Source organism: Stagnimonas aquatica (assembly GCF_003730135.1).
Taxonomy (GTDB): Bacteria; Pseudomonadota; Gammaproteobacteria; order Nevskiales; family Nevskiaceae; genus Stagnimonas; species Stagnimonas aquatica.
Map to the genome: position 1 here is coordinate 1 of NZ_RJVO01000007.1, position 13313 is coordinate 13313.

At 68.1% G+C, this 13313-nt stretch carries 15 protein-coding genes; 4 read left to right on the forward strand and 11 right to left on the reverse strand.

The genetic code is table 11. The features are described 5' to 3' along the window. Positions 1-201: 201 nt before the first annotated feature. The 5 genes from alr to rpsF form a co-directional block, all read right to left on the reverse strand. The gene (alr, locus tag ED208_RS13595; protein ID WP_123212470.1) at positions 202-1290 is read right to left on the reverse strand and encodes an alanine racemase; all 1089 of its coding nucleotides are present in this window, start codon (positions 1288-1290) and stop codon (positions 202-204) included. A gap of 34 nt (positions 1291-1324) precedes the next feature. After that, positions 1325-2773 (reverse strand): replicative DNA helicase, encoded by a 1449-nt coding sequence (gene dnaB, locus ED208_RS13600; RefSeq protein WP_123212471.1) that lies wholly within the window; start codon positions 2771-2773, stop codon positions 1325-1327. Positions 2774-2899: 126 nt separating this feature from the next. After that, the gene (gene rplI, locus ED208_RS13605) at positions 2900-3352 is read right to left on the reverse strand and encodes a 50S ribosomal protein L9 (protein ID WP_123212472.1); all 453 of its coding nucleotides are present in this window, start codon (positions 3350-3352) and stop codon (positions 2900-2902) included. Positions 3353-3367: 15 nt separating this feature from the next. Next, positions 3368-3598, reverse strand: coding sequence for a 30S ribosomal protein S18 (rpsR, locus tag ED208_RS13610; RefSeq protein WP_123212473.1), 231 nt, complete (start codon positions 3596-3598; stop codon positions 3368-3370). Next, positions 3598-4017 (reverse strand): 30S ribosomal protein S6, encoded by a 420-nt coding sequence (rpsF, locus tag ED208_RS13615; RefSeq protein ID WP_123212474.1) that lies wholly within the window; start codon positions 4015-4017, stop codon positions 3598-3600. Before rpsF ends, rpsR begins: the two co-directional genes overlap by 1 nt. 258 nt (positions 4018-4275) lie before the next feature. Between rpsF and ED208_RS13620 the strand changes: the two genes are divergently transcribed. The 3 genes from ED208_RS13620 (at position 4276) to ED208_RS17480 (ending at position 7347) form a co-directional block, all read left to right on the forward strand. Then, positions 4276-5217, forward strand: a complete 942-nt coding sequence (locus ED208_RS13620; RefSeq protein ID WP_123212475.1) for a CE1 family esterase — start codon at positions 4276-4278, stop codon at positions 5215-5217. Beyond that, a complete protein-coding gene (locus ED208_RS13625; protein ID WP_123212476.1) occupies positions 5214-6464 on the forward strand; it encodes a hypothetical protein in 1251 nt (416 codons plus the stop codon). Before ED208_RS13620 ends, ED208_RS13625 begins: the two co-directional genes overlap by 4 nt. Before the next feature lie 91 nt (positions 6465-6555). Beyond that, on the forward strand, positions 6556-7347 hold the full coding sequence (locus tag ED208_RS17480) for a hypothetical protein (RefSeq protein ID WP_199720623.1): 792 nt from the start codon (positions 6556-6558) through the stop codon (positions 7345-7347). Positions 7348-7411: 64 nt separating this feature from the next. Here the strand turns inward: ED208_RS17480 and ED208_RS13635 are convergent, their stop codons facing one another. The 4 genes from ED208_RS13635 to ED208_RS13650 form a co-directional block, all read right to left on the reverse strand. Then, complete coding sequence (locus ED208_RS13635) at positions 7412-8920, reverse strand: sigma-54 interaction domain-containing protein (RefSeq protein ID WP_123212477.1); 1509 nt, start codon at positions 8918-8920, stop codon at positions 7412-7414. Position 8921: 1 nt separating this feature from the next. Next, positions 8922-9308, reverse strand: a complete 387-nt coding sequence (locus ED208_RS13640) for a response regulator (RefSeq protein ID WP_123212478.1) — start codon at positions 9306-9308, stop codon at positions 8922-8924. Between the two features lie 48 nt (positions 9309-9356). Beyond that, complete coding sequence (rpoN, locus tag ED208_RS13645; RefSeq protein ID WP_123212479.1) at positions 9357-10823, reverse strand: RNA polymerase factor sigma-54; 1467 nt, start codon at positions 10821-10823, stop codon at positions 9357-9359. A gap of 187 nt (positions 10824-11010) precedes the next feature. After that, complete coding sequence (locus ED208_RS13650; protein WP_123212480.1) at positions 11011-11667, reverse strand: response regulator; 657 nt, start codon at positions 11665-11667, stop codon at positions 11011-11013. A gap of 115 nt (positions 11668-11782) precedes the next feature. Here ED208_RS13650 and msrB point away from each other — a divergent pair, with 115 nt between their 5' ends. Continuing rightward, on the forward strand, positions 11783-12214 hold the full coding sequence (gene msrB, locus ED208_RS13655; protein WP_123212481.1) for a peptide-methionine (R)-S-oxide reductase MsrB: 432 nt from the start codon (positions 11783-11785) through the stop codon (positions 12212-12214). 36 nt (positions 12215-12250) lie between these two features. On the opposite strand, the gene ED208_RS13660 is transcribed toward msrB, so the two are convergent. Together ED208_RS13660 and fliS are read right to left on the reverse strand one after the other, a co-directional pair. Continuing rightward, positions 12251-12805 carry a PilZ domain-containing protein gene (locus ED208_RS13660; protein WP_123212482.1) on the reverse strand — a complete coding sequence of 185 codons (555 nt, stop codon included), beginning with the start codon at positions 12803-12805 and terminating at the stop codon, positions 12251-12253. 9 nt (positions 12806-12814) lie between these two features. Beyond that, a complete protein-coding gene (gene fliS / locus ED208_RS13665) occupies positions 12815-13243 on the reverse strand; it encodes a flagellar export chaperone FliS (RefSeq protein WP_123212483.1) in 429 nt (142 codons plus the stop codon). Between the last annotated feature and the right edge of the window lie 70 nt (positions 13244-13313).

Consider the following 13313-nt stretch of genomic DNA (forward strand, 5'->3'; position numbering starts at 1 on the left):
CAGGTGCTGGTACGCCTTCCCCATGCTTCACCTCCAGTCTCAGGAAGCGTTGCACTTGATCTTAGAATCCGCCTTACTTTTCTTTGCACAAGCAAAGAAAAGTGAGTCGCCAATAGGCGAAAAAAAGACAGCAAACAGCACACCGTCAAAAGAGCGCGAACGCGCGAAGCACAACCCAGCAGGCGAGAACCCAAAGAGCAGCTACCCGTTCCGATACCGAAACCGCACCCGCTGCGTCAGCCCACAGAACAACTCATACGCCAGCGTCCCCGCATAGCTGGCCACCTCCTCCGCCGGCAGCCCATCCCCCCAGAGCAGCACCGGATCGCCCACCGCCGCCTGCGGTGCTGGCCGCAGATCGACGGTGACCATGTCCATCGATACCCGTCCCACCAGCGGTACCCGCCGGCCACCCACCATCAGCGGCGTGCCACTAGGCAAGCAGCGGTGCACGCCGTCGGCATAGCCCACCGCCACCACGCCGATCGGCATGCGCTCCGGGGTGCGCCAGGTCTGGCCGTAGCCGATGGGTTCGCCGGCGGCAAATTCGCGGATCGCGATCAACCGGCTTTCCAGGGTCAGCGCCGGCACCAGGCCCAGCTCGCGACCGGTCTTGCCGGGCAAGGGACTGGCGCCGTAGAGCATCAGGCCGGGCCTCACCCAGTCCACCCGCGCGTCCGGCCAGGCCAGCAGGCCGGCGGAATTGGCGATGGAGCGCGGACCGGGCACGCCCTCCAGGGCGGCCCGGTAGACGGCGATCTGCTGGGCGGTGACCGGCGAGTCCAGCTCGTCGGCGCAGGACAGATGGGTGAGCCAGCCTTGCAGCTTCCAGCCGGGATGGCGTTGCAGGGTCGCCACCAGGCGCGGCACGTCGGACAAGGGAAAGCCGAGACGATGCATGCCGGAATCGAGCTTGAACCAGACCTGCACCTCGGCCGAGTCCGGCAGTTGTTCCAGGAGGGCGATCTGCCAGTGATCGTGCACCACCACCTGCAAGCGCTCGTAGACCGCCAGTGCCGCCTCCTCGATGGAGATCACGCCTTCGAGCAGGGCGATGGGCGTGTGCAGCAGGTGCGCCTCACGCAGCTTCAAGGCCTCTTCCATGCAGGCCACGGCCAGGCCATCGACCTGCTCGGCCTCCAGCGCGCGCGCCACCGCCACCGCGCCGTGGCCGTAGGCGTCGGCCTTCACCGCCGCCATCACCTTGGAGCGCGGCGCGGTCTGGCGCACCACCCGCAGGTTGTGGCGGATCGCCGCCAGATCGACGGTGGCGGTGACGCGCGGGGTCATGACCGAAGATCGACGCAGGGCCGGCCGCGCGTGCTCACTGGTAGTCCTCGTAGCCGGGCGGCGCCAGCGATTCGAGATTGTCGAAGCGGGTGAACTGGCCGAGGAAGGCGGTCTTGCAGGTGCCGGTGGGGCCGTTACGCTGCTTGCCGATGATGATCTCGGCCTGGCCCTTGTCCGGGCTCTCCTTGTTGTAGACCTCGTCGCGGTAGATGAAGACGATGACGTCGGCATCCTGCTCGATACCGCCGGACTCGCGCAGGTCGGCCATGCGCGGCCGCTTGTTGTCGCGGTTTTCGACGCCGCGATTGAGCTGCGAGAGCGCGATCACCGGCACCTCCAGCTCCTTGGCCAGGGCCTTGAGGCTGCGGGAGATCTCGGAAATCTCGTTGGTGCGGCTCTCCGAGCCGGGAATCTGCATGAGCTGGATGTAGTCCACCACGATCAGGCCCAGGCCATTCTTGGCAGCGATACGGCGGGCACGCGAGCGCAGTTCCAGCGGCGACAGCGCGCCGGTCTCGTCGATGAACAGCGGCGCCTCGCGGATCAGGCCGCTGGCAGAGGCGAGCTTGGCCCATTCCATGTCGTCCATCTCGCCGGTGCGCAGGTGCTGCTGGTCGATGCGGCCGAAGCTGGACAGCACGCGCAGCGCCAACTGCTCGGCCGACATTTCCATGCTGAACACGGCGACCGGCGTGCCGCGCTCCAGCGCCGCGTACTCGGCGATGTTCATCGCGAAGCTGGTCTTGCCCATCGAGGGACGGCCGGCAACGATCACCAGATCGCCCTTGTGCAGGCCGTTGGTCATCTCGTCGAAGCGGGTGAAGCCGGTCGGCAGGCCGGCGGCACCACCGGGGTTGTCGCGGGCGTAGACCAGCTTCTTCTCGATGGCCTCCATCAGCGGCGCCATCGTGTGGTAGGCGGTGCGGCTCTTGGCGGCGCGGTTGCGGATCGCGAACACCTTCTGCTCGGCCTCGTCGATCAGCTCGCCGGCCTTGCGGCCGTCCGGGCTCTGGCCGAGCGCGACGGTGTCGAGGCCGGTAGCGATCAGCTCGCGCTGGATGCTGCGCTCCTGCACGATCTCGGCGTAGGCGCGGACGTTGGATGCCCCCGGCACGTCGAGGGTGAGCTGCGCCACCGCGCCCTGCCCGCCCACCCGTTCCAGGCTGTCCAGCCCCTGCGGGTTGTCCTTGCGGTCGTCCTCGACATCGTCGCGCAGGGCTTCAGAAACGGTCACCCAGTCGAACGGCCGGCCCTGACCCGCCAGGGTGCGGATGGCGCGGTAAATCAGCCGGTGCGGCTCGGTGTAGAAATCCTCCTCGCGCAGGAGGTCCATGATCTCGTCGAGCTTGCGGTTGTCGAGCATCAGGCCGCCGAGCACCGACATCTCGGCTTCCAGCGCGTGCGGCGGCAGCCGCGCCGCCGTCGGGAGGCGACGCAGCTTGTCGCCGCGGTAGTCGCGGGGATCGGGTTCGTATTCGCTCATGGAGACACTCTACTGCGGGGGGCTGCCGGGAGGTATGCACAAGGCCGTGCATGGCCGGTGGATAACTCCCGACCCAAAGCAAAACGGCCCGCAATCGCGGGCCGTTCTGGACCAACGGAACGCCGATTAAGCGCGTTCGGCCTCGACCTTGACGCTGAACTCCACTTCCACTTCGGAGTGCAGACGGGCCAGAACCTTCACCTCACCGGTGGTGCGGATCGGGCCGGCGAGCAGGTTGATCTCGCTCTTCTCGACATCCAGCTTCTGGCCTTCGGCGGCGCGGGCGATTTCCGCCGGGCCCACCGAGCCGTACAGCTTGCCTTCTTCCGAAGCCAGCGCGGTCACCACCACCACGGCGCCTTCCAGCTTGGCGGCGCGGGTCTTGGCGGCGTTGATCGAGTCAACGGCCTTCTTGACCAGCTCGGCCTTGCGGTCTTCGAACACCTTTTTGTTGCTGTCGGTGGCCTGCAAGGCCTTACCCTGCGGCAACAGGAAGTTGCGGCCGTAGCCCGGCTTCACGTCGACGACATCGCCCAGGTCACCCAGGTGCTTGATCTTTTCCAGCAGAATCAATTCCATGTGCGTGGCTCCGGCTTATTCGTGCTTGTCGGTGTAGGGCAGCAGGGCCAGGAAGCGCGCGCGCTTGATGGAGTTGGTGATCTGGCGCTGGTAGAAGGACACAGTGCCGGTCACGCGCGCGGGCTGGATCTTGCCGTTTTCGCTGATGTACTGCTTCAGCAGGTTGAGGTCCTTGTAGTCGATCTCGACCGCTTTGTCGGAGGAGAACTTGCAGGACTTGCGCTTGGTGCGAACGAAACGGGACATTAGACGGCCTCCTCGGTGGCGGCTTCGGCATCGGCGTCAGCCGGAGCGGACTCGGCAGCGCGCTCGCGGGACTTGTATTCCGGCTTCGGCTTGTCGTCTTCCGGATTCTTAAACAGCTGCGACTGCACGGTGACTGCGGTCTCCTTGCGGATGACCAGCTTGCGGATCACGGCATCGTTGAACTTGAAGGCGTTCTCGAGCTCGGCCAGGGCCTTGTCGGAGCACTCCAGGTTCATCAGCAGGTAGTGGGCCTTGTGCAGCTTGGCGATCGGGTAGGCCAGCTGACGGCGGCCCCAATCTTCGAGACGGTGGACCTTGCCGCCATCGGCTTCAACGAACGACTTGTAACGCTCGGTCATCGCGGGCACCTGCTCGGACTGATCCGGGTGCACCATGACCACGATTTCGTAGTGACGCATGCTTGCTCCTTGTGGGATTGCCCCCCGCGAATTGAAGGCGGTGGGGCAAGGAAAACCCCGCCGGGACTCCGACGAGGGGCGCGAAGGATACGTAAAACCCCCTCCCCTGACAACCAGAAACCTGACGACCAGGGGGCGGCGTCGCTGCATGCAGACGGTTAATATGACGTCACGCTCCGTCTGGAGCGGCGACGAACCCGGCGGGCGCTCAGCCCTGACCGGGCTCGCGAGCACAAGGATTTGCCGAGGAGATACACCATGCTGTTCGCTGGTCGCCCGCGAAGGATGGCGGGCCTGCTGCTGGCGCTTGCCGGCCTTCTGTCCACCGCCCCGGCGCTAGCCGTCTCCTTTCTGCCCTGGGAGAACGTGCGCGCCTATTACGAGGCCTTCGAGTTCGGCGGCATCACCCGCACGGTCGGTTTCCTGGTGCCGGCCAATCCGGCGCCGAAGTCGCCGGCGTTGATCGTGCTGCACTACAACCTTGGCCCTTCGGCGACCATGGCCAACCTTACCGAGGTCGGCGAATTTGCCCGCGACAAGGGCGCCTTCGTGATCCTGCCCGAGGCGCACGACCTGACCTGGTCGCACGCGCCCAACGACACCGACCCCACCGACGACGTCGGCTATCTCAACGCCCTGATCGACAATCTGGTGGCGCGCTACCCCATCGACCCCAAGCGCATCTACATGACCGGCTACTCGCAGGGCGGCAACATGACCGTGCGCTTCGCCTGCGAGCATCCGGAAAAGATCGCCGCCGGCGCGGTCATCGCCGCCACCATGCGCAAGTCGCTGAAGCGCGTCTGCGCGCCCTCGCTGCCGACGCCGATGATGTTCTTCAACGGCACCGCCGACGACCAGGTGCCCTATTCGGTGGGCTTGATCTCGCTGCAACGCGACCTCACCGGTGTCGGCGCCCTGCCGGCGCAGGACGCCGCCAAGTACTGGTCCGAGGTCAACCAGTGCCCGGGCACCACCACCCGCAGCAATCTGCCCACCCCGGTGGCCGACGGCACCAGCGTCTACGTGGACCGCTACACCGACTGCCCGGCCGGACGCGGCACCGAGATCTACACCATCGTCGAGGGCGGCCATAACTGGCCAGGCTCGCTGGACTTCGTGCCGCGCACCGGCCTGACCACCCAGAACATCCGCGCCAATGACGAGATGTGGAACTTCTTCCTGAGGTTCAGCCGATGAGCCGCGCTTTCACCATCCGTCCTGCGACCGCCCTGCTGGCGGTGCTGCTCAGCGCCTGCGGCGGCGGCGGCGCGGGCGACTCCGCCGGCCCGCGTGCCAGCGGCGGAGCCGAGCAGCAGCTCAACCAGTACACCCAGAAGGACCAGCAACGGCCGGTGGCCAGCGGCAATGCCCAGGGTCAGGGCGTGGTCGCCTGGGAGAGCTTCGGCCAGGACGGCAGCCACCTCGGCATCTTTGCCCGCCGCCTGCAGAACGGGAAGCCGGTCGGCGACGAGTTTCAGGTCAACAGCTACACCATCAGCCGGCAGAGCTTCGCCAACGTCAGCATGAACGCCAAGGGCGATTTCGTGGTGGTCTGGCGCAGCTCCCTGCAAAGCAGCCCCGGCGGCAACATCTACGGCCAGCGCTATGCCGCAGACGGCAGCCGGGTCGGCGGCGAGTTTCTGATCGGCCCGGGCGACTCCAAGCTCGACTCGCAGTCGGAGCCGCAGGTCGCGCTGGCCGACAGCGGCGAGTTCGTGGTCGCCTTCAGCAACCGCGAACTCAACCAGGTGGCGACGGCGCTGGGCCGCAACGATCTGGAAACCCGCTTCGTGCAGCTGCGCATCTACGCCGCCGACGGCAGTCCACGCACCGATCCGATCACCGCCTCCGACGCCACCGACGATGGCAGCCCGCGTTTCCCGCGCGTCGGGCTCGACGCCAGCGGCCGCATCGTGCTGGTCTGGATCAACGGCACCCAGGTCCGCGCCCGGCACTACGACCTCGCCGGCACCGCCCTCAGCGCGCCCTACAACGTCAATCAGACCAGCGCCGACAGCGCGGTGGATCAACCAACGCTGGCGGTACGCCCGGACGGCGCCTATGCCATCGCCTGGGAAGCCTTCACCTACGGCAATGTGCCGCAGGGCATCCAGATGCAGCGCTACTCGGCGGCACAGGTCACCGACGGGCCGCTCCTCACCGTTGCCTCGCCCTCGGCCGGTCTGGTCGAGCGCGCCGGCCTGAGCCTGAGCAGCACCGGCGACTACCTGCTGGTGGCGCAGGCGCTGGACCAGACCCGTCTGGCGGTGATCGGTGCCGACGGCAGCCAGCGCGGCCCGGTGCGCTTCAGCAACCCCGGCTTTCCGGCCTTGTTCCCGGCCGTGGCAGCGTCCGCCGCCGGCAAGGCGCTGGTGGCCTGGCAGAGCTTTGGCCAGGACGGCGACGGTCGCGGCATCTACGGCCGCGAGCTGAGCATCCCTTAAGACGAGTCATGGCACGGCCGCCGTCACGCGGCCGTGGTTTTTTCGGGATGCCGCAAGAGCATCCGTTCAATCTTGGAAAGTGGAGGAGAACATGCGTCAACAACTCAAGGCCGTCGCTGGCGGCCTGCTGCTGGGCAGCATTGCGGTACTGCCAGCCGGGGCCCGGGACAACGATCCCCAGCTCGGCAGCTATCTGATCTGGAAATTCGGCGCCCAGGACAGCGCGCGCAGCGGCGACCGCTTCCACTACGGACTGCGGCTGGACTACGACGCCTACAGCGCCCAGATCCGTGGTCTGCCGCCGCTGCTGCGGATCAACGTCGCCGGCTCCGGTGGCGTCGATACCTATCTCAACGGCAGCAACCTGCGCGGCATGGCGCTGAGCCTGGGGCAGGTCGAAGGGGCCAGCCTGGGCACGATCCTCACCGTCGCCGGTGCCGCCGCCGTCGGCGTCGGGACCGTGGTGCTGGTCACCCAGGAAACCACCAAGAACGATCCGCCGGCCACCACCGGCGGCTCTGGCAGCGGCTCGTCCGGCAGTGGCTCGGGCAGCAGTTCCGGCAGCTCCTCCTCGGGCGGCAGCTCCTCTGGCAGTGGCTCGTCTGGTAGTGGTTCTTCGGGCAGTGGCTCCAGCGGCGGCAGCTCCTCGGGTAGCGGCTCTTCCGGCAGCGGCTCCAGCAGTGGCGGTTCCACCAGCGGCAGCGGCTCCTCCGGCAGTGGTTCCAGCAGCGGTTCCGGTACCGGGCTGCCGCTGGGCGGCACCGGCTATAACGGCCGGCCGACGGCGCCGGAGCTGGATCAGTCGGAGATGCGCGGCATCAGCCCCGAGTACCAGCAGTGGCTGGATGGCGGCAGCGGCCAGATGGGCGACCTCGGCCACTGAGGCGCGACGCGGCAACAAAAAGGGGAGCGCCGAGCGCTCCCCTTTTTTTGCCTGCGGCCTGCGTCTAGCCCAGCTCGCTGGCGCTGCCGACCTCGCTGTCCTCGCGTTGCAGGCCGTATTTACGGAGCTTTTCGACCAGGGTGGTGCGACGGGTATTGAGCAGTTTGGCGGCATGCGCCACCACCCCGCCCGACTGCGCCAGGGCCTGCTTGATCAGGCTCGACTCGATGTGCTCGATGTGGTCCTTGAGATCGACCCCGGCCGGCGGCAGCAACGGCTCGCTGCGGCTGGGCGGCAACAGCGAGCGCAGGCGCAGGTCGCGCAGCAGGCCGGTCTCGCCGTCTGCTTCCGCCGTGGTCGCCGACGACTCGGCCGGCCCGGCATCGGCCGGCTCCGGCAACTCCACCGGCGTATCCAGAGGTGCCGGCCGGTAACGCGCCGGCAGATCCTGCGGCCGCACCACCGCGCCCGGATGCAGCACCGCCAGCCGCTCGACCAGGTTCGACAGCTCGCGGACATTGCCCGGCCAGTGATAACCGCGCAGCACGTTGATGGCCTCCGGCGCCAGCCGCACGCTGCCGCGCCCGGAACGCTCCAGCTGACCGATCAGGTCGTCCAGCAGCAGCGGCAGATCCTCCAGCCGCTCGCGCAAGGGCGGCGTCTCGATCGGAAACACGTTGAGGCGGTAGTAGAGATCCTCGCGGAAGCTGCCCTTGACGATGCCCTCTTCCAGATTGCGGTGGGTGGCGGCGATCACCCGCACGTCGCAGCGCTGGCTGCGGGTGCCGCCGACGCGCTCGAAGCTGCGCTCCTGCAGCGCGCGCAGGATCTTCACCTGCATCGGCAGGCTCATGTCGCCGATCTCGTCGAGAAACAGCGTGCCGCCATCGGCCAGTTCGAAGCGGCCCTTGCGGGCGGTGATGGCGCCGGTGAAGGCGCCCTTCTCGTGGCCGAACAGCTCGCTTTCCAGCAGTTCCGCCGGAATCGCGCCGCAGTTGACCGCGACGAAGGGTTTGTCCTTGCGCCCGGACTGGCAGTGGATGGCGCGCGCCACCACCTCCTTGCCGGTGCCCGACTCGCCGGTGATCAGCACCGTGGTGTCGAAGCCGGCCACCTGCTCGATCATCCGCCGCACCCGGCGGATCGCCGGCGAATTGCCGGTGGGGCCGCGCGAGGCGACCTGCTCGGCGGTCTCGCGCTCCATGCGGGTGAGGCCGGCACGCTTCAACACCTCGTTGAGCTGGGCGTACTTAACCGGGTAATCAATCGGCAGGCAGGCCGACTCGTGCAGCTCGAAGCGCGCCGCACCCTGGGCGTGGTGCTCGGGCAGCAGCAGCAGCGGCGGATGCAGATGGTCGCGCTTGAGCCAGTCGACGAAGGCCGGCAGCGCCGCCGGGTCGAGCAGCTTGCCGACGATCACCGCCAGCCAGTCGGCCGGCTTGGCGCCGGAGGCGGCGATCTGGCCGCAGCTCTCCATCCGCATCGGCTGGTAGTCGATGAACTGCAAGAGGCCGCGCAGGGTCTCCGCGCGCTCCTCGTTGGCATCCAGGATCAGCACCCGTGATTCGGCCATTTCAGACCTCCTGCCGGATGAACTGGCTCAGGCTGTCGAGCACCCCGTCGAGGGTCTTGTCGAAGTCCTGCTTGGAAAGGAAACCGTCGGCGCCGGCGCGTGCGGAGTGCTCGCGGTGCTCGGCATCGTCGTGATGCGAGGTGATCAGGATCAGCGGCGGATCGTCCTGCGCCTTGATCAGGCGCGTCGCCTGCAAGCCACCCATGCCCGGCATCGACAGATCCATCAGGATCAGTTCCGGCTTCAGGCTCTCGGCCAACCGCACCGCGTCGTAGCCATTGAAGCCACGGCCGACCACCTTGATCCGCGGATTGCCCTGCAACAGATGGCCGGCGAGCACCAGAAAGGCCTCGTTGTCGTCCACCAGCAGCGTCTTCAGTTGGTGCATCACCCCTCCAGCATCAGATTTATCCAGCGACCCCTTGTACGCCCAGAGCTAGAGCGCCTTCACGCTGCGTCCGGCACTGGCCTGGCCGATCTTGCGTTCCGGTGCCGCGGCGATCTTCATGACGTCCCGGTACTTGGCAACGGTGCGCCGGGCTACCCGGACACCCTGCCGCGCCAAGATTGCGCTGATTGCGCCGTCACACAAAGGCTTGACCGGATTTTCGGTATCAACCAACTGACGAATCATGGCGCGCACCGCCACGCCCGAGGCCTCGGACTCACCACCGGCCAGGGACACGCTGAAGAAATGCTTGAGCTCGAACAGGCCCCAGGGCGTCAGCACGAACTTGGCGGTGGTCACCCGGGAAACGGTGGATTCGTGCATCTGGATGCTCTGCGCCACCTCGCGCAGGGTCAGCGGCTTCATGCCCACCTCGCCGCGACGCAGGAACTCGCACTGCCGCTCGAAGATCACCTTGGCGGTTTTCAGCAGGGTTTCGTGGCGCATCTCCAGACCGCGCACCAGCCAGCGCGCCTCGTTGAGCTTGTCCTTGAGGCCGCGCGAGCCACCGTTGCCCAGCACCTGCTCGTAGAGCCGGTTCAGACGCACCCGGGGCAGGGTCGCCGGGTTCAGCTCCACCTTCCAGGCGCCGGGGCTGCCGCTGACCAGCAGATCCGGGGTCAGGTAACGGTTGTCGTCCTGCTCCGGGTCCAGCCCCGGCTTGGGGTCGAGCTGGCGGATCAGCTCGCGGGCGGCGGCGAACTGCTCGGGGCTGACCCCCAGGCGCTGGCGCAGGCCCTCCAGATCGCGGCCGGCCAGCTCGGTCAGATGGTCCATCACCAGCCGCTCGGCGAGATTGCGGCCGGGCGTGCCCACCCGCAGCTCGGCCAGCTGCAGCAGCAGGCATTCGCGCAGGTCGCGGGCGGCAAAGCCGGTCGGCGCCAGCCGGCGGATGCGGGCCAGGGCCCGGCGCAGCAGGTCCAGCGCCAGACCGGTGGCGGCCACCAGTTCGGCGCCGGTGGCGCGCAGGTAGCCGGCGTCGTCGATGCGCTCCAGTATGGCGATCACCGCCCGCGCTTCTTCAGCGTCCTCCAGTTCCGCGCTCAGCTCGGCTTCCAGGCGGGCGCGCAGGCCGGCGCCGGGGGCGACCGCCTGGCGCAGCGGAGTGTCCTCGTCCTCGCTATCGCCGCCGGCGGCGCTCCAGGCCTCGGCGACGGCGAAGCTGTCGTCAATGTCCACCTCGCTGATCGGCGCCGGCGCAGCCACCGCTTCCAGCGGCGCTTCCGCCACCTGGGCGACGTGTTCGCCGACCAGTTGCGCCTCGCTGTCGAGCTGGGCACTCAGATCCGCTGGCGCCGGCTCCGGGTCGTTCTCCAGCAGCGGGTTGGCGTCCAGCGCCTGCGCCACTTCCTGCTCCAGTTCCTGCGCGGACAGCTGCAGCAAACGGATCGACTGCACCAGCTGCGGCGACAGGCTCATCTGCTGGCTGACGTGGAGCTTGAGCTTGGCTTTCATGCGGGACTCTCCTGGGGTTTCCGGCGTCGCGGCGCCGTTGATGTGCAAGCATCATTGGCCCCGCAGCCGCGCCCAGACATAGGAACGTTCCCGACCTCCTGTCAGGGAATCCCCGACAGCCGTCAAACTTTCGTCGGCGCCCTCGGCACCGATAGTTTGTTCTTCTATTTCTGTGACTTAGCTGACTTCAGCCAACTTCGCCGGAGTCGATGGCGTCCTTGATCGCATAGCGCATCAGGGCGTTGACGCCGTACAGCCCCAGGGTCTGCGCCATTCGCGCCCGGTGGGTCTCGACGGTCTTCGCCGACACCCCCATCAGCGCCGCAATCTCCTTGGTGGACTTGCCGCGCGCCATCAACCGCAGCACCTGCCGCTGGCGGGCGGTCAGCTCGCTTTGTCCCAGGCCTTCGGCACGCAGCCGACGCTCGAAAGCGGCACCGGAAACCTTGGGGCTGAGGTAGTGCTGGCCCTTGGCCAGGGCCCGCAGCGCCAGGGTCAGTTCCAGCGGCTCGCCGTCCTTGACGACGTACCCGGCGGCGCCGTGCTGCATGGCCTGACGGACATGGCTGGGCTCGCTGCGGGCGGTAAGAAACAGCACCGCCACCTCCGGGTAGTGGCGGCGGATCTGCTGGTTGGCCTCCAGGCCGCTGATGCGGTGCAGCGCGATGTCGGTAACCACCAGATCCGGGCGCAGGCGCGATACCAGTTCCAGCAGCTCCTGGCCGTCGCCGGTCTCGGCCAGCACCTCCACGCGCGGGTGGTGGATGTCTTCCAGCAGCCGGCGCAGGCCGGCACGCACCAGGCCGAGTTCGTCGGCGAGTATCAGTCGGAGAAGGGGGCGCATCCCGACAGTCTAAGGATCGCCACTGGCGGCTGCGCAAGCGCGGGCGGCACGGGGCCCCGGAGCCGCCTGGACGGCGGCATCATAGGCGCCCTGCCCTGCTGCCAAGATCACCACCATGACCAACCCGCCGATCGAACCGCTGAAGAAGACCGAAGCCGAATGGAAGGCTCTGCTCACCCCGGCGCAGTTCCGGGTGCTGCGCGGCGAAGGCACCGAGGTCTGCGGCACCCATCCGTTCAACCATGAGAAGCGCGCCGGCAGCTTCGTCTGCGCCGGCTGCTTCCTGCCGCTGTTCGTCTCCGACAGCAAGTTCGACAGCGGCACCGGCTGGCCGAGCTTCTTCGCGCCGCTGCCGGGCCGGCTGGAAACCAAGATCGACCATCACATCGGCTATCCCCGCACCGAGTACCACTGCGCCCGCTGCGGCGGCCATCAGGGGCATGTGTTCGAGGACGGTCCGCGTCCGACCGGGCTGCGCTACTGCAACAACGGCGAGGCCCTGCTGTTCGTGCCGGCCGGCGAACCGCTACCGGCGCTGCGGACCTGATGGCGCCGGCCGGGACGCTGTCCCGGTGAACGGCCTCTAGCCGCGCCGCAGCTGCCGGGTTTCCGCGAGTTCCCGGCGGTGGCGCAGGAACACCAGCTTTTCCAGCGCCCCGGCCAGCGCCTCCGGCAAGCCCTCGAAGACCGCCTCGACCTGCGTCGGCGTCTCCGTACTCGCCGACAGCACCCGCGCCGGCAGCCGCAGCGGCTCCGGGCAGGCGGGATGCAGCCACAGCTCCAGCAACCCCTGACTACCCACCGCCGGTGGCGTCGGGCTCTGCCAGCGCAAACCGCCGGCGGTCAGCCGTACCGGCACGGCGGCCGGCAGCGCCAGCTGGGCGCGGACCAGGCTGCCAACCATCTCCATCAGCAGCTGCACCTTCTGGTGCAGGCGGGCGACTTCGGCCTCGATGCCACCGGCCTCCTCGGCCTGCGGCTTGGCGTGCTCTTCCAGCACGGCGACGGTGGCCAGGACCCGCAGGGCCTCGGCCTGCGCCGGGGTATCGAAATCGAACGGCCCGGCCACCCAGCGCAGGGGCAGCGGCCGCACCGCCGCCGGTGCGGTGTCGATGGCACTGCTGTCGCCGCGGTCCACGCCCCGGCCTCAGGCGGCGGCGCCGAGCGCGCGGGTGGTGACCGCGCGGACCTCGTGGCTGGCCAGGGAATCCCAGCCGGACTTGATCTGTCCGAGCAGCTCCGCCACCTCGTCAAGCAGGCTCGCGTCGTTGCCGGCATTGGCCTGGGCCAGGCGGCGGACGATGTAGTCGTAGAGGCGGTCGAGGTTGGCCGCCAGCTCGCCGCCGGCCGCCTTGTCGAGCGAGACCCGCAGGTGCTCGACGATGGCGACGCTGGCGCTGATCCGCCGCGCTTTCTCGGCGCTGTCGCCACGGGCGATGGCGCCACGGGCGATGGCGATCCGCTCCAGCGCGCCGGCCAGGCACATCTCGATCAGCTTGTGCGGACTGGCGGTGAACACCGCCGAGGCGCTGGCCTGCTGGTACTGGTGCAGCATGCTGTTGTAGGAGGTGGCCATGTTCGACTCCGTCGTTCGCGTCTCCTCCTGCATCGGCAGTCACGCGCGGAACTTGAGGCGGCAAGAGGCA

Coding starts and splice junctions, on each gene's coding strand:
- rplI (WP_123212472.1), bottom strand. CDS start 3,352: ATGGAATTGATTCTGCTGGAAAAGATCAAGCACCTGGGTGACCTGGGC.
- alr (WP_123212470.1), bottom strand. CDS start 1,290: ATGACCCCGCGCGTCACCGCCACCGTCGATCTGGCGGCGATCCGCCAC.
- ED208_RS13625 (WP_123212476.1), top strand. CDS start 5,214: ATGAGCCGCGCTTTCACCATCCGTCCTGCGACCGCCCTGCTGGCGGTG.
- msrB (WP_123212481.1), top strand. CDS start 11,783: ATGACCAACCCGCCGATCGAACCGCTGAAGAAGACCGAAGCCGAATGG.
- ED208_RS13620 (WP_123212475.1), top strand. CDS start 4,276: ATGCTGTTCGCTGGTCGCCCGCGAAGGATGGCGGGCCTGCTGCTGGCG.
- dnaB (WP_123212471.1), bottom strand. CDS start 2,773: ATGAGCGAATACGAACCCGATCCCCGCGACTACCGCGGCGACAAGCTG.
- ED208_RS13650 (WP_123212480.1), bottom strand. CDS start 11,667: ATGCGCCCCCTTCTCCGACTGATACTCGCCGACGAACTCGGCCTGGTG.
- ED208_RS17480 (WP_199720623.1), top strand. CDS start 6,556: ATGCGTCAACAACTCAAGGCCGTCGCTGGCGGCCTGCTGCTGGGCAGC.
- rpsF (WP_123212474.1), bottom strand. CDS start 4,017: ATGCGTCACTACGAAATCGTGGTCATGGTGCACCCGGATCAGTCCGAG.
- fliS (WP_123212483.1), bottom strand. CDS start 13,243: ATGGCCACCTCCTACAACAGCATGCTGCACCAGTACCAGCAGGCCAGC.
- rpsR (WP_123212473.1), bottom strand. CDS start 3,598: ATGTCCCGTTTCGTTCGCACCAAGCGCAAGTCCTGCAAGTTCTCCTCC.
- ED208_RS13640 (WP_123212478.1), bottom strand. CDS start 9,308: ATGCACCAACTGAAGACGCTGCTGGTGGACGACAACGAGGCCTTTCTG.
- ED208_RS13635 (WP_123212477.1), bottom strand. CDS start 8,920: ATGGCCGAATCACGGGTGCTGATCCTGGATGCCAACGAGGAGCGCGCG.
- rpoN (WP_123212479.1), bottom strand. CDS start 10,823: ATGAAAGCCAAGCTCAAGCTCCACGTCAGCCAGCAGATGAGCCTGTCG.